At 65.2% G+C, this 14,047-nt stretch carries 13 protein-coding genes and 1 riboswitch; of the genes, 8 read left to right on the top strand and 5 right to left on the bottom strand.

The genetic code is table 11. The features are described from left to right. Positions 1 to 41: 41 nt before the first annotated feature. Genes ACTXGA_RS00620 through cobD form a run of 4 tightly spaced genes read left to right on the top strand, consistent with a single transcriptional unit; the run spans position 42 to position 3,340 of the window. Positions 42 to 626, top strand: coding sequence for a histidine phosphatase family protein (locus tag ACTXGA_RS00620; RefSeq protein WP_443391155.1), 585 nt, complete (start codon positions 42 to 44; stop codon positions 624 to 626). Between the two features lie 4 nt (positions 627 to 630). After that, positions 631 to 1,419, top strand: coding sequence for a propanediol utilization protein (locus ACTXGA_RS00615; RefSeq protein ID WP_443391154.1), 789 nt, complete (start codon positions 631 to 633; stop codon positions 1,417 to 1,419). After that, the gene (gene cbiB, locus ACTXGA_RS00610) at positions 1,416 to 2,351 is read left to right on the top strand and encodes an adenosylcobinamide-phosphate synthase CbiB (RefSeq protein WP_443391153.1); all 936 of its coding nucleotides are present in this window, start codon (positions 1,416 to 1,418) and stop codon (positions 2,349 to 2,351) included. Before ACTXGA_RS00615 ends, cbiB begins: the two co-directional genes overlap by 4 nt. A gap of 8 nt (positions 2,352 to 2,359) precedes the next feature. Further along, positions 2,360 to 3,340, top strand: a complete 981-nt coding sequence (gene cobD, locus ACTXGA_RS00605) for a threonine-phosphate decarboxylase CobD (RefSeq protein WP_443391152.1) — start codon at positions 2,360 to 2,362, stop codon at positions 3,338 to 3,340. 6 nt (positions 3,341 to 3,346) lie between these two features. On the opposite strand, the gene ACTXGA_RS00600 is transcribed toward cobD, so the two are convergent. From ACTXGA_RS00600 to cobO, 5 genes are read right to left on the bottom strand one after another with little or no spacing between them, the layout of a single operon-like run. Next, complete coding sequence (locus ACTXGA_RS00600; RefSeq protein WP_443391151.1) at positions 3,347 to 4,792, bottom strand: cobyric acid synthase; 1,446 nt, start codon at positions 4,790 to 4,792, stop codon at positions 3,347 to 3,349. Next, positions 4,789 to 5,397 carry an HAD family hydrolase gene (locus ACTXGA_RS00595; protein WP_443391150.1) on the bottom strand — a complete coding sequence of 203 codons (609 nt, stop codon included), beginning with the start codon at positions 5,395 to 5,397 and terminating at the stop codon, positions 4,789 to 4,791. Before ACTXGA_RS00595 ends, ACTXGA_RS00600 begins: the two co-directional genes overlap by 4 nt. Continuing rightward, complete coding sequence (locus tag ACTXGA_RS00590) at positions 5,394 to 6,281, bottom strand: DUF1289 domain-containing protein (RefSeq protein ID WP_443391149.1); 888 nt, start codon at positions 6,279 to 6,281, stop codon at positions 5,394 to 5,396. Before ACTXGA_RS00590 ends, ACTXGA_RS00595 begins: the two co-directional genes overlap by 4 nt. Further along, on the bottom strand, positions 6,278 to 7,036 hold the full coding sequence (locus tag ACTXGA_RS00585) for a metallophosphoesterase (RefSeq protein ID WP_443391148.1): 759 nt from the start codon (positions 7,034 to 7,036) through the stop codon (positions 6,278 to 6,280). The genes ACTXGA_RS00590 and ACTXGA_RS00585 overlap by 4 nt, the downstream gene beginning before the upstream one ends. Before the next feature lie 48 nt (positions 7,037 to 7,084). Further along, positions 7,085 to 7,693 carry a cob(I)yrinic acid a,c-diamide adenosyltransferase gene (cobO, locus tag ACTXGA_RS00580; RefSeq protein ID WP_443391147.1) on the bottom strand — a complete coding sequence of 203 codons (609 nt, stop codon included), beginning with the start codon at positions 7,691 to 7,693 and terminating at the stop codon, positions 7,085 to 7,087. Positions 7,694 to 7,812: 119 nt separating this feature from the next. Beyond that, a riboswitch (cobalamin riboswitch) is annotated at positions 7,813 to 8,005 on the top strand. Positions 8,006 to 8,073: 68 nt separating this feature from the next. Here cobO and ACTXGA_RS00575 point away from each other — a divergent pair. Genes ACTXGA_RS00575 through ACTXGA_RS00560 form a run of 4 tightly spaced genes read left to right on the top strand, consistent with a single transcriptional unit; the run spans position 8,074 to position 14,047 of the window. Next, the gene (locus ACTXGA_RS00575; protein ID WP_443391146.1) at positions 8,074 to 8,466 is read left to right on the top strand and encodes a DUF1636 family protein; all 393 of its coding nucleotides are present in this window, start codon (positions 8,074 to 8,076) and stop codon (positions 8,464 to 8,466) included. Beyond that, positions 8,463 to 9,518, top strand: coding sequence for a cobalamin biosynthesis protein CobW (gene cobW / locus ACTXGA_RS00570; RefSeq protein WP_443391145.1), 1,056 nt, complete (start codon positions 8,463 to 8,465; stop codon positions 9,516 to 9,518). The genes ACTXGA_RS00575 and cobW overlap by 4 nt, the downstream gene beginning before the upstream one ends. A gap of 42 nt (positions 9,519 to 9,560) precedes the next feature. Beyond that, positions 9,561 to 12,902, top strand: coding sequence for a cobaltochelatase subunit CobN (cobN, locus tag ACTXGA_RS00565; RefSeq protein ID WP_443391144.1), 3,342 nt, complete (start codon positions 9,561 to 9,563; stop codon positions 12,900 to 12,902). Continuing rightward, positions 12,899 to 14,047 (top strand): ferredoxin-like domain-containing protein, encoded by a 1,149-nt coding sequence (locus ACTXGA_RS00560; RefSeq protein ID WP_443391143.1) that lies wholly within the window; start codon positions 12,899 to 12,901, stop codon positions 14,045 to 14,047. The genes cobN and ACTXGA_RS00560 overlap by 4 nt, the downstream gene beginning before the upstream one ends.

Genomic DNA, 14,047 nt, shown 5'->3' with positions numbered 1-14,047 from the left:
TCGTGACAAAGCATGTTCCGATCTGCTTGAAAAGCCCCGAAATGACGCCGCCTGACGCCTCTGAACTACTCTTGATTCGACACGCCCCCGCCGACCACGGCGGGCGGCTTTGCGGGCGTCGGGACGTGCCTGCGATCCTTGGCGATCCGGCGGTCTGGTCCCCGTTAAAAGAGCTGGTGTCGGGCGTCACACATCACGTCTGCAGTCCGGCGCTGCGTTGCGTCCAGACCGCGTTTGCCCTGTGGCCAGATGGAACACCGGTTTTGGATGACCGCCTGTGGGAGCAGGATTTTGGCGCGCACGAAGGACTGCCCTATTCGCAGGTCCCGGACATCGGCCAGCTGACGGCACAGGAATTGGCCGATCACCGCCCGCCGAGGGGTGAAAGCTTTGCCGATATGGTCGCGCGCCATCGCCAGCCGCTTGACGCGCTAGCACGGCAGGCGCGGAAAGACGGCCCCGTTGCCGTCGTCGCCCATGCGGGAACGGTACGGTCAACGCTGGCGCTTGCACTTGGGTCGGTGCCGGAGGCGCTGGCATTTGAGATTGCACCATGGTCGGTGACGCGGTTCCGGGCGCATGAGACGGGCCTGTCCGTGATCGCCACAAACTGGCGTCCGCTGTAAGCGCATGGTTTTTGTGGCCGGGCACTTTGGGGAATGGCTGCAGGGGCGGCTGGGGCCGGACGGTCCACTAGCGCTTGTGACGCTGATGTGTCCCGCGCATGGGGTAACGGGCGGGCGGCTGGATGATGGGCCGTTGCGGATTGACGGCGCTACCCTGGTGCTGAACCAAGCGCAGGCAGCGATTTGTCTGGAAACGCTGGGCTTGCCGCCGGTCGGACGGTTCGACCTGTTCCCCAGTCTGCCGCCCGGCGGCGGCGCGGGCATGTCCACGGCCGCCCTTGTTGCCCTCGCGCGTCTGGCGGGCGCGGATGAAGACGGGATCGCGCGGGCCTGTCTGTCTGCTGAAGGGGCAAGTGACCCGCTGATGCACCCGCATCCCGACCGTCTGCTCTGGGCGCCGCGCCGGGCCGAGGTGATCCGCCCGCTTGACCCCGTGCCCCCCTGTGATCTGCTTGGCGGATTCTGGGGACCGCCACAGCGCACGGATCCACAGGACACGGCGTTTCCCGATGTGTCCGATCTCGTCTCTGCGTGGTGTGGTGCGGATCTGGCCGAACGGGCGCGACTGGCGAGCCTGTCGGCCGAGCGATGCACGGAACTACGCGGACCATCGGATGACCCCATGCCCCGGCTGGCAATAACCCTTGGGGCTCTTGGGCATGCGCGGGCGCATACCGGTCCGGCGCGGGTCCTGATCTTTCCGCCGGGGGGCATTCCCGTCGGCGCGGAAGCCCAGTTTGCCAAGGCCGGACTGACCGAGGTGTTTCGGTTTTCGACCGGAGGACAGGCATGACCGGTGCCGTGATCATGGTTGTGGCCTTTGCCCTCGATGCCGCGTTTGGCTGGCCGAAGGCGCTGTTTCAGCGGCTGTCGCATCCGGTCGTCTGGATCGGCGCGCTGATTTCATGGTGCGAAAAGCACTGGAATAAAGGAAGCGAAACCGGGCGCTTGTGGGCGGGGGCGCTCACGGTCGGCGTGGTCCTGTTGGCGGTCCTCGTGCCGACTTTTTTGGTTCAGAGCTTTTTGCCGGACGGTTGGGGCGCGCTCCTGATCCTGGGGGTGCTGGCGTGGCCGCTGGTTGCGTTGCGATCGATGTACGATCACGTGGCTGCAATCCGTGATCCTTTACGGGCCGGCGATCTGGATGGGGCCCGGCAGGCATTGTCGATGATTGTCGGCCGTGACACGCGCCAGTTGGATGAGGCGGGCGTTGCACGGGCCGCGCTGGAAAGCCTGGCTGAAAACACCTCTGACGGGATTGTCGCGCCGCTGTTCTGGGGAGTTGTCGCGGGTTTGCCGGGGATTGCGGCCTACAAGGCCATCAACACGATGGATTCCATGATCGGCCATCGCGATGCGCGGTATGAACACTTTGGCAAGCTGGCTGCTCGATTGGACGATCTGGTCAACCTGATACCGGCACGGCTTACCGGGCTGTTTTTTGCCATATCGTCCAAAAGGTTGCTGGGCAGTCTTCGCGTTTTTCTCCGGGATGCCCGCCACCACCGATCACCCAACGCGGGCTGGCCAGAGGCCGCGCTGGCAGGTGCATTGCATGTCCGTCTGTCCGGTCCACGCGTCTACGGCGACCGCGTCGCGGATGAACCATGGGTCAACGCAGGCGCGCCTGATCCACAGGTCCAGACATTGGATCGGGGGCTTGCTCTTTATCGGCGGGCGATGTTTGTCTGCGGCGCGGCCCTTGTCGTGCTGGCTTTGCTCTAGGAACTCTCATGCGTGATCACGGTGGCGATCTGGACCGAGCCAAGGCGCTATTTGGCGGCTCTGACTGGCTCGACCTTTCGACTGGCATCAACCCCTGTGCCTATCCGTTGCCGGATATCCCGAAACACCTGTGGAATGCCCTGCCGACGCGGGAGGAAGTCGTTGAATTGCAGGATATTGCGAGACGCTCTTATCGCGCGGGCGATGGTGTTCACTCTGTGGCCTTGGCAGGGGCGCAGGGGGCCATTCAACTGGTACCGCGACTGACCACATCGGGACAGGCGCGCGTGGTCACGCCCACCTATAACGAACACGCCGGCGCGCTGGAGTCGCAGGGTTGGACGGTCCAGCAGGTGCCGGATATCGACGGTCTGCGCGGCGCGGAACTGGGCGTTGTGGTCAACCCGAACAACCCGGACGGACGTCTTTGGACACCGGAAAGCCTGATCGATCTGGCGCATGGGGTCGGCCTGTTGGTCGTCGACGAAAGCTTTGCGGATCCCGTGCCGGAATACTCGCTGGTGCCCTACATGGATCAACTGCCGGAGGGGGTGAACATCCTTGTCCTCCGGTCCTTTGGCAAGTTCTACGGGCTTGCCGGGGTGCGGCTGGGATTTGCCCTTGGGAAGCCCGCGCTTATCGAGAAAATGCGTGCATTGTCAGGCCCCTGGGCGGTCAGCGGCCCGGCGATTGCTTGTGGCCGCGTCGCACTGGCCGACGATGCGTGGCAGGCAGAGACGATCGCGCGCCTGTCACGGGACGCAGTACGGCTTGATGCGATTGCGGAACGTGCAGGCTGGCAGTCTGTCGGCGGGACTGTCCTGTTCCGCACCTATGATGTGGGCGATGCGGCTGCGGTGCAGGAGCGTCTGGCCAAGGCGCAAATCTGGGTTCGGAAATTCCCCTATTCCACCGGGTGGCTGCGCTTCGGCCTGCCGGGGGACCAAGCAGGCTGGCAACGGTTGGAAGCAACCCTCGCCGGGAGCTGAGGCGGTTCAGCGCGCGGCGGCCAGCAGGCCGTCCACATCCAGATGCGTTTCCATATGGTCGGCCAATGCGTCAAGCGCAGCCTCGACACCGGCATTATAGGATCCGGTCGCCGTAACACCAAACCCCGCCAGCCAAGCCGCCCGAAACCCGTCATCTCGGAACATGCCGTGAAGGTAACTGCCCGTCACGCGACCATCAGCGGAATCGGCGCCCTCTGGCTGCCCGTCGACAAAGGCAAAGGGACGCGCGCGATCGGGCCCGTCGCTGCGTCCGATGTGGATTTCATACCCGTGAAAGGGCGCCCCGGTCGCAGCATGGATTGCGCGGGTTTCCGTCAGGGATTTGTCTGGCGTCATTATGGTTTCGACCTTCAGAAATCCCAATCCGGCATCGCGGCCTGCCGGGCCTTCGATGCCCTCTGGATCGTCAATAGCGGTGCCAAGCATCTGATAACCACCACATATCCCCAGAATGCGTCCCCCGCGCCGGTGGTGGGCCACCAGGTCTGTGTCCCAGCCCTGATCGCGCAGAAACGCAAGGTCGCCCCGCGTCGATTTGCTGCCGGGGAGAATGACAAGATCGGCGTCGCCGGGGATCGCTTCGCCCCGGCGCAGCATGGTCAGCCGCACGCCGGGTTCCTGCGCAAAGGGGTCCAGATCGTCGAAATTGGCCATCCGGGACAAGCACAGGCAGACGATATGCAGCCCGTCACGATGCGCCTGTGTGCGAATGTCCAGCGCGTCCTCGGCGGGCAGTTTCCACGCGTCCGGGAACCAAGGCGCGACGCCAAACCCCTGCCATCCCGTGCGTTCTTCGATCAGCGCATATCCGTCGTCGAACAGTCGAGGGTCGCCGCGAAACTTGTTGATTAGAAAACCGGAAATCAGTTCGGCATCTTCTGGATCAAGGATCGCCTGCGTTCCGACGATCTGGGCAATCACACCGCCACGGTCGATATCCCCGGCAAGGATCACCGGGACATTTGCAGCGCGCGCAAAACCCATGTTGGCGATGTCGCCGTTACGCAGATTGACCTCTGCAGGGCTGCCCGCGCCTTCGACGATCACAAGGTCATGGGTCGCCTTAAGTCGCTCAAAGCTTTCCAGAACAGAAACAAGAAGTTGTGGCTTTAACTTCGCGTATTCTCGGGCCTTGGCCGTGGTCAGTCGCTTGCCCTGAACGACGACCTGAGCGCCCACATCCGTTTCCGGTTTCAACAGAACCGGGTTCATGTCGGTATGCAGCGGCAAACCGCAGGCCAGGGCCTGCAACGCCTGCGCGCGTCCGATCTCTCCTCCGTCCGAGGTCACGGCCGCGTTGTTCGACATGTTCTGCGGTTTGAACGGGGCGACCGACAGGCCACGCCGCCGAGCCGCCCGGCACAGGCCGGCGACCAGCATGGACTTGCCCACGTTCGATCCGGTGCCCTGTATCATCACTGCGCGGCTCATGCGTCGATCCCCAACCGGCTTGGCAGGTGGTCCCGGCTGTGATCATCGAACAGGAAGGTTTGCCAGCCTCGCTTTGCCGCAGAGGCGATATTGGCCCGGTTGTCGTCGATCAGCAGTATCTGCGGCGGCGTCAGCCGTGCCCAGCGTTCGATGTGCGCGAAAAAGCCCGGATCCGGTTTGGCGACCCCCAGTGCGCCGGAGGCAAAGATTGCTTCAACGTGGGCGGAGAACCCCATGTCTTTCATGATATAATCAGCGCGAGGTTTCGGATTGTTGGTGCCTATCACGGCACGTTGCGGCGCATTTCGCAGCCAGCGCAGAACCTCATCATCCGGCCTGTCTTCGGCCCGAAGCCAATAGGTCAAAAGCGTTTCCGCCGTCACCTTGGTGGGTTGGATGGCCAGCCAGTCGGCCAACGCGACATCCAGTGACAGGGCACCGCGCAGCACTCGCGACGCCTGATCGGGCTGGTTCAGGAAGGCGCGGAACGCTGAGGGAGACAGGCCAAGGTCACGGTCCAGCGTGGCAACCCAGGCAAACGGGCCTTCAGGCGGTTCGGCATTCAACACGCCGTCGAAATCCCAGACGATCAGGTCCGCGGTCATGACGACAAGATCAGGGCAACCGCCACATAGCCGGCAGGCAGGGGCACGGTTGGCGGCAAATCCAGCCCCTGAGCGACGTGATCCGGCAGCAGGTGGGTGTGGGGGCCGACGGGCGACGTTCCGTCGGGATCCGGGATCGGCGCGTCGATCTCGACCTTCAGACAGGGGGTTTCCACGATGCGCACCGGACTGGCCATGGCCAAGGGTTGTCCCAGATGCTGAAGGTGATCGGGCCATTGCACCCCGGTGCAACTGTGCAGGTCGCGCGCCAGATCTTTGTCGCAGCGCACCATAAAGCGCGCGGCCCGGCGACCCAGCCCAAGGTCAAATCGCGCGCCTTTGGCGTCACGCGGCAACAGTGGATCGGGATCAGACCCCAGCGGGGTCAGCGCGCGCGGCATATCGCGGAACGCGCGGCCCTGAGGTACGGCGAGCGCCAATAGCGGTGTGTCGTCCGGGCGCTCGATCTCGAAGGCGGTCAGGTAGCTGGGCGCATCCAGCCGCAGCGCGCCGTGATCCGTGGTCAAGGTCAGGCGATCCTCCGCAATCACTGCGTGGCGGTCATCGCCGGAAGGGCAGGTAAACTCGGCAGAGGCCCCCCAGACGCCAGCGGTCAGCTTACAGGTGCCGGAGGTCAGCCTGTGCGCTACATCGGCCAGCAGGGCCTCGCCGCGCAGGGACAGGCGGCGGGTGGCCAGCCCGAGGGCCGCCGCCCGCGCGGGCAATTCGGCCCAGACCTGCGCCCGAAAATCCTCTGACGCGCTGCCCCAGACGGCAATTTCATCCAGTTTGCGCGCACAGCCGGTGCACAGTTGCGAGGCCTCGTCGATCACGCAACGGGCGACGCAGGGGCTGGCCGGGGGCTGGCGGTCGATGCGGCTCATGACAGGTCCACCATGACCAGTTCCGGCGGGCGGCCGATGCGGATCGGAAGGCCAGAGCATCCCAGCCCGCCGGAGACCACCAATTGGCGTGACCCGGCGCGATGATGCCCATAGGCGAAGCGGCGGCCATGTCTGGACGGTACGACCAGCGGAAACCCGAACGGGGCAATCTGACCGCCATGGGTATGTCCCGACAGGGTCAGGTCGATGGTATCGGGCAGATTCTCAAAGATATCAGGTTCATGCGCCATCAAAAGCGTGAACCGGCCCGGATCGAGTTTCGGCAAGACGGCCTCCAGATCGTCATTCCCTTCCGGCGTGCGCTTCCATGCCGTTTGAAGGGCGCGCTGGGATTCCAGACCCGCAACCGTCAGTTCCGCCCCATCCTTGCTCAGGACCACGGCGTCATTGCTGAGAACCGAAAGCCCTGCTTCCTCAAACGCCCGGTGCCATTTTGTCGGTGTCCCGTTGGTCTGCGCCTGGGGATCGTCACGCCAGTCATGGTTGCCGAACACGGCAAACACGCCAAGCGGGGCCCTGAGGGCGGACAGATGCGCGGCGACGGTGTCCGGCGCAAGGTCGCGCCCCCCCAATAGGTGACCGACATAGTCACCCAGCAACAGGATCACATCAGCGTTCAGCGCATTTGTCTGATCCACAAAGGCCTTGATGCGCGCCGGTCCCATGTAGGGCGCCGATGCGTGCAGATCCGCAAAGACCGCGATCCTCAGACGCGGCACAGGGACGTCGCGCAAGGCGGTCACCCTGTAAGTCCGGACTTTCGCATCGCGTCCCATCCGGATTCAGAACTCCACACCTTTCTGTGCCTTTACGCCGTCGCGGAAGGGATGCTTCAGCAACGTCATCTCGGTCACGAGGTCCGCCGCCTCGATCAGTTCGGGCTTGGCGTTGCGGCCTGTCAGGCAGACATGGGTCATGCGCGGTTTCTGCGTCAGCAGGAAATCCACGACCTCGTCGATATCGAGATAATCGTAACGCAGCGCGATGTTGATCTCATCCAGCAAGACGAACTGTATCTTCGGGTCGAGGATCTGTTCCTTGGCGATTGTCCAACCGTTCTGCGCGGCGGCAATGTCACGATCGCGATCCTGCGTTTCCCAGGTAAATCCTTCGCCGGATACGAAGAACCGGCATTCATCCGCGAAACGTTCGCGCAAAAAGGTCTTTTCGCCTGTGTCCCAGTTGCCCTTGATAAACTGCACCACGGCGCAGGGCATCTGATGCGCGATGCAGCGCATGATCATCCCGAATCCGGCCGAGCTCTTGCCCTTGCCTTTGCCGGTATGGACCATGATCAGACCTTTTTCTTCGGTCTTGGTCTTCATCATTTCGTCGCGCGCGGCCTTGATGCGGCGCATCTTTTCGGTGTGGCGGGTCGTTGCGTCGTCCATGGCGTCCCCCTGTCGCTCGGGCTCGGGATGGATGGCATTGGCCGAAGGCCGCGTCAATGCGGCTGGTGGCGCGACGTGATGGAACGACCTGACGGATTGACAAGGGCGCGCCTCTGGCGCACGACACCGGTCACGATGGTTTTCCCGGGTTCGCCGGGGATGACAACAGGGAACGCGGTTCAAACCCGCGGCTGCCCCCGCAACTGTAAGCGGCGAGTGTCCTTGCTGCGTGCCACTGGCCAGACCGGCCGGGAAGGCGCGAGGACGCACCGACCCGCGAGCCAGGAGACCTGCCATCGCCTGTGTAACAAAGACGCCGGGCGGGGTGCCCCGGAAGGAGGTCTGGAAATGAAAAGCAACTCGGTTCAGGGGCACGCCACATGAGCGCGCCGGTCGAACTGCTTGTCTGTGTCAAATGCCTGCGCGGGGAAGAGGCGCCAGAGGGCGGCATCCGCCCCGGTCAGCGTCTGCACGACGCAATCGCCGCGCGCGGTGTGCCCGAGGGCGTGAGCCTGCGCGCCGTGGAATGCCTGCAGAACTGCGATCAGGGGTGTTCCGTCGCCCTGCGGGGCGGGCCGCAAAGATGGACCTACGTTTACGGAAATCTCCACGAGGCGTCGCATCCGGACCTGCTGGCCGAGGGTGCGGCGCTTTATCATGCCACCAGCGACGGGCTGATCCCGTGGCGCGCGCGGCCCGAACACTTCAAACGCAACTGCGTCGCGCGCATCCCGCCCGAGCAGACCGATACGCCCGAAGAGGACAAGACATGACCGATCTCGCCAAGCTTCCCGTCACCGTGATCACCGGCTTTCTGGGCTCGGGCAAAACCACGCTGATTTCACATCTCATCCAGAACCCGGGCGGCAAGCGGCTGGCCGTGGTGGTCAATGAGTTCGGCGATGTTGGCGTGGACGGAGAGATCCTCAAGGGCTGCGCCATCCCCGACTGCCCGGCGGAAAACATCATGGAACTCGCCAATGGCTGCATCTGCTGCACCGTGGCCGATGATTTCATCCCGACGATCGAGGCGCTGATGGCGCTGGACCCGCGCCCCGAACACATCCTGATCGAAACCAGCGGTCTGGCCCTGCCCAAACCGCTGCTCAAGGCCTTTGACTGGCCGGATATCCGGTCCAAGATCACCGTCGACGGTGTGATCGCGCTGGCAGACGCCGAGGCGGTCGCGGCGGGCCGCTTTGCGCCGGACGTGGCAAGGGTCGATGCGCAGCGTCTGGCGGATGACTCGCTGGATCACGAAACACCGTTGTCCGAGGTGTTCGAGGACCAGATTTCCTGCGCTGACATCATCCTGCTGACCAAACCTGATCTGGCCGGTCCCGAAGGTGTGGCCAAGGCCAAGGCGCTCATCGCCGCCGAAGCACCGCGCCCGCTGCCGGTGATCGAGGTCGCCGAGGGCGCGATTGACCCGCGCGTGATCCTGGGTCTGGAGGCGGCTGCAGAGGATGACATGGAAGCGCGTCCGTCGCATCACGATGGCCACGATGATCACGAACACGATGATTTCGAATCCATCGTGGTGGACCTGCCCGAGATTGACGACCCCGCGACGCTGGTCGCCGCGATCGAACGTCTGGCCAAAGAGATGAACATCCTGCGGGTCAAGGGCTATGCCGCTGTTCAGGGCAAGCCGATGCGCCTGCTGGTGCAGGCGGTCGGCGCTCGCGTGCGGCACCAGTTCGACCGTCCGTGGAAACCGGAGGAGGCGCGGGCCAGCCGCGTGGTGGTCATTGCCGAACATGACGATGTGAAACCCGACGCCATCCGCGCCATCCTCGGCGCGGAACCGGTGCCCGCAGAGTAAGGGGTAGGGTGGGTCATCGACCCACCACACACCGCAACCGCCATGCACGTCATCTTTCGCGAAAGCCACGGCCTCGAAGAGACCGAAACCCCAACCGACCTGGCGCAGAGCCCGGCGGAACTGGTGGTCCTGTCTCTGTCCGATTCCGATCTTGGCGCTTTCGCTGCCGGATGGGAGCGCGGGGGCGGGCGTGAGGGGCGGATGCCCTCTCTGCGGCTGGCCAATATCGCGGCGCTGAAACATCCGCTGTCGGTGGACACCTATGTCGAACAGACGCTGGCAGGGGCCAAGGGCATTTTGATCCGGCTGATCGGCGGGGTGCCCTACTGGCCCTACGGGTTGCAGCAGATCGCGGCCCTGGCGCAGGCCCGGGGCATCGCCCTTGCCGTCCTTCCGGGCGACGGGCGCGCGGATACCCGGCTGGACGAGGTATCGACCTTGCCGGTATCGACGCTGCGCCGATTACAGCATCTTTGCGATACGGGGGGCGCTGTGGCTGCGCAGGCGGCGCTGGCGCAGCTGGCCTTGGCGGCGGGTTTGTATGCGGGGCCGGTACGTGGGGCAAAGGTCTTGCCACAGGTTGGTGGCTGGCTGCCGGAGCACGGGGTGTGTTGCCCGGTCCTTGAGGTTCTGCGCGGCGGCGAGAGCGGAGGGGGACTTTCTGTCCCCCGCTCGCGTTCCGCGACCCCCCCTGAAGGTATTTCCAGCCCAAAGAAGCCGGGGGCGCTGGTGCTTGTGGTTTTCTACCGGTCTTATCTGGTGGCGGCGGATCTGGGGCCGGTCGAGGCGCTTTGTGAGGCGCTGCGCGCGCGGGGGTTTCAGGTGATGGGCCTGTTTGCGCCGTCGCTCAAGGCGCCCGGCGCTGCGGACTGGCTGCAACGGCAGGTGCGGCATTTGGCGCCTGTATCCATTGTCAATGCCACCTCTTTTTCCGGTCGCGGGGATCACGGTACCTCTCCTCTGGATGCAGCGGATGTGCCGGTCTTTCAGGTCGCGCTGGCAACCTCGACCCGCGAGGCCTGGGCCGAGGCGGAGCGCGGGCTGTCGCCTGCGGATCTGGCCATGCATGTCGTGCTGCCCGAGGTCGACGGGCGGTTGTTTGGCGGGGCAGTGTCTTTCAAGGAGCCGGGCGCGCGCGATCCGGATCTGCAATTTGCCCGCGTGGCGCATGTGGCGGACCCTGGGCGCGTTACTGCCGTGGCGGACCGGGTGGCGCGCTGGCATCGCCTTGCCAGTCTGCCACCGGCTGAACGGCGCGTGGCGCTGGTCCTGTCGACTTATCCGGGGCGCGACTGGAACATCGCGCATGCAGTGGGATTGGACGCGCTGGCATCCGCAGAGGCCATATTGGAGGATCTCGCCGAGGCGGGCCATGCCGTCGAGACAGGTTTATCCGGCGAAGACATGCAAGCCGCGTCAATGTCGTGGCCGGTTGCGGCGTACAAGGCGGCCTTGGCGCGCCTGCCGCAACCTTTGCAGGACGATGTTCACGCCGCCTGGGGCGCGGCCGAGGACGATCCGGCCTGCGTCGATGGCCAGATGCGGTTCCAGGGGCTGCGCCGGGGAACAGCGCTGATCGCCTTGCAGCCGGAACGCGGCAACTCGGAAAAACGCGAGGATGATTATCATGACCTGTCGCGCGTGCCCCGGCACGGGTATATCGCCTTTTACCTCTGGCTACAGGCGCAGGCGGATGCGCTGATCCATGTGGGGGCGCATGGTACGTTGGAGTGGCTGCCGGGCAAGGCGGTTGCCCTGTCAGATGCCTGCTGGCCAGAGGCGCTGATCCGCGACATGCCTGTGATCTACCCCTTCATCGTCAATGATCCGGGGGAGGCCGCGCAGGCCAAGCGGCGGATCGGGGCCATGACCCTGGGCCATGTGCCGCCGCCTATGCAGAGGTCGGAAACGCCGGACCGTCTGTTGCGTCTGGAAAGCCTGTTGGACGAATTTTCCAACGCCGACGGTCTGGATCCGAGGCGCCGGGACCGGTTGATGCAGGATATCCGCGAAGAGGCGCGCGCGGCGGGGGTTGAAGGCGATCTGGGCATCGGTGAGGCGACCTGTACCGCAGAGGCCATAACTCGGATCGACCGTTTTGTCTGCGACGTAAAGGAAAGCCAGTTCGGGGATGGTCTGCACGTCTGGGGCCGGGGCTCGGGCGGCTATGACGCCGCGCCTGAACGGCTCGCCCTGATCGATGCCCTGAACGGGCGTCGGATCGAGGCCGGGCCTTCGGGGTCACCCTATCGCGGCCGCAAGGATGTTTTGCCCACGGGGCGCAACCTATTCACCACCGATCCGCGCGCGGTCCCCTCGCGCAGCGCCTATGGGCAGGGGGTGAAACTGGCCGAGGAACTGGTGCGGCGGCACCTGCAGGACGAAGGCGACTGGCCGCGTGGCCTGATCGTGGATCTCTGGGGGTCTGCCACCATGCGGACGGCGGGCGAAGAGTTTGCCATGGCGTTGCACCTGATGGGGGTGCGCCCTGTCTGGGACAAGGGATCGGAGCGGGTCAGCGGAATCGAGGTGCTGCCTATCGCGGAACTGGATCGTCCCCGGATCGATGTCACGCTGCGCGTGTCAGGCCTGTTCCGCGACGTCTTCCCGACCTTGCCGGTTCTTTTCGGACAGGCGGTCAGGGCACTGGCTGCGCGCGACGAGGCGGTAGATTGGAACCCCTTTGTCGGGCAGGCGGGGGCGCGGGTGTTCGGTCCTGCACCGGGCAGCTTTGGCCTCGGCATCGGGTCGCAGATCGGCGATTACTCGGACGAGGCGCGGCACAAGGCAGGCGAGGCCTGGCTGGCCGCGTCGAACTGGGCCTATGACGGGGGTGAGGGGCAGCGCGACGATGCCGGTCTGCGGGCGCGGGTGCGGGCGGCGGACAGCTTTGTTCACCTGCAGGACCTGCCAGAAACCGATCTGCTGCTGGCCGAGGACTACGCCAGCCACGAGGCCGGCTTTGCCGCCGCGCAAGCGGTCACGGGAGGCAGCTCCGCGCTTTATCACCTCGACAACACTGATCCGGCGCGGCCCCGCGCCCGTGGTCTGACAGAGGAAATCGCCCGCGTGGTTCAGGCCCGCGCCGCCAACCCGGCATGGATCGCCGGAATGCAGCGGCACGGGTTCCGTGGGGCGGCAGAGATCGCAGCGACGCTGGAAAACATGGCGGCCTTTGCGCAATTGGCGGACGTGGTGCCCGGGCACCTGTTCGACCTCTATTTCGACGCGACCCTGGGCGACGAGGCGGTGACAGCGTTCCTGGCCGAGGCCAATCCGCAGGCGCTGGAGGCGATGCGCGCGCGCTTCGCCGCGCTGCACGAGGCGGGCCTGTGGAAGACACGGCGCAATTCCATTCGCGCGGTTCTGGAGGCGGCGCAGTGACGGCGCCAGAGGTCAAGGGCTGGTGCCCCGGCGCCTTTCGCCCGATGACATCGGGCGACGGTCTGGTGGTGCGGGTCCGTCCTCACTTAGGCGCGGTCGACGCGGTGCAACTGCGCGGTTTGGCCGATCTGGCTGAGCAGCATGGCAGCGGCGTGATCGAGGCGACGGCGCGCGCCAATCTGCAACTGCGTGGCGTGTCGGAGGCCGCCTATCCGGCGCTGATGCAGGGCCTGCATGCGATTGGCCTGCTGGGCGCGGCGGACAGCGAGGCGCGGCGCAACCTCGTCTTGGACCCGTTTCGGCAGGATGAATTTGCGGAAGATATTGCCAAAGGATTGGCCTCAGCCCTCGAAACAGATGAATTCGCGAACTTGCCGGGCAAGTTCGGTTTTGTCATCGACCCGGGACCGCAGAGGCATCTGGCCGGCGTAAGCGGCGACGTTCGGATCGAAGCGACGCGCCACGGTATGCTGGTGCGCGCGGACGGCTGCGCCACCGGGATCGGGGTCTTGACCCCGGAAGAGGCCATAGGCCGCGCGCTCGATCTCACCCGCTGGTTCCTGTCCAGCGGTGGGGTGGGGCCAGACGGGCGCGGGCGCATGGCGCGCCACCTGAAGAGCGGGGCAGTCCTGCCCGACGCGCTCAACGGCAATGCCATCCCCGCTGACCCTGTTGCGCCCGCCCGGCCCGGCCCCCGGGAAAGGGGACTGAACGTGGCAGCTGCCTTCGGGCAGTTTTCGGCCCCGGCGCTTCGCGCGCTGGCCCCCTGCGGCAACGCAATCCGCGTCACGCCTTTCCGGATGCTGTTCCTTCCCGGTGCGCTGATCCTGCCGGAACATCCGGACCTGATCCTTGATCCGCTGGACCCGCTGCGCCGGATGCAGGCCTGTACCGGGGCGCCCGGTTGCCCGCAGGCCAGTGTCGTCACCCGAGACCTTGCCCGTCGCCTTGCCGCCCGCGTTCCAGAAGGGCAGGTCTGGCACGTTTCCGGCTGTGCCAAGGGCTGTGCCTATCCGCGTCCCGCCGATGTGACCATGACAGGTCGCGATGGCGCATTCGACCTTGTCAAGCGGGGGACCCCGTGGGATGCCCCGATCCGCTGCGGGCTGACCCCTGCTGACCTCAACGACAAATTCAGGCCCTGA

The organism is Antarctobacter jejuensis (genome assembly GCF_052266595.1).
In the GTDB taxonomy this organism is placed as follows: Bacteria; Pseudomonadota; Alphaproteobacteria; order Rhodobacterales; family Rhodobacteraceae; genus Antarctobacter; species Antarctobacter jejuensis.
Note: the sequence above shows the minus strand (reverse complement) of the source record. Positions and strands in the feature narration are given on the sequence as shown.

Bases quoted from the DNA above. Each gene is read 5' to 3' on its own strand.
- ACTXGA_RS00620 (WP_443391155.1), top strand. From the start codon at position 42: ATGACGCCGCCTGACGCCTCTGAACTACTCTTGATTCGACACGCCCCC.
- ACTXGA_RS00615 (WP_443391154.1), top strand. From the start codon at position 631: ATGGTTTTTGTGGCCGGGCACTTTGGGGAATGGCTGCAGGGGCGGCTG.
- cbiB (WP_443391153.1), top strand. From the start codon at position 1,416: ATGACCGGTGCCGTGATCATGGTTGTGGCCTTTGCCCTCGATGCCGCG.
- cobD (WP_443391152.1), top strand. From the start codon at position 2,360: ATGCGTGATCACGGTGGCGATCTGGACCGAGCCAAGGCGCTATTTGGC.
- ACTXGA_RS00600 (WP_443391151.1), bottom strand. From the start codon at position 4,792: ATGAGCCGCGCAGTGATGATACAGGGCACCGGATCGAACGTGGGCAAG.
- ACTXGA_RS00595 (WP_443391150.1), bottom strand. From the start codon at position 5,397: ATGACCGCGGACCTGATCGTCTGGGATTTCGACGGCGTGTTGAATGCC.
- ACTXGA_RS00590 (WP_443391149.1), bottom strand. From the start codon at position 6,281: ATGAGCCGCATCGACCGCCAGCCCCCGGCCAGCCCCTGCGTCGCCCGT.
- cobO (WP_443391147.1), bottom strand. From the start codon at position 7,693: ATGGACGACGCAACGACCCGCCACACCGAAAAGATGCGCCGCATCAAG.
- ACTXGA_RS00575 (WP_443391146.1), top strand. From the start codon at position 8,074: ATGAGCGCGCCGGTCGAACTGCTTGTCTGTGTCAAATGCCTGCGCGGG.
- cobW (WP_443391145.1), top strand. From the start codon at position 8,463: ATGACCGATCTCGCCAAGCTTCCCGTCACCGTGATCACCGGCTTTCTG.
- cobN (WP_443391144.1), top strand. From the start codon at position 9,561: ATGCACGTCATCTTTCGCGAAAGCCACGGCCTCGAAGAGACCGAAACC.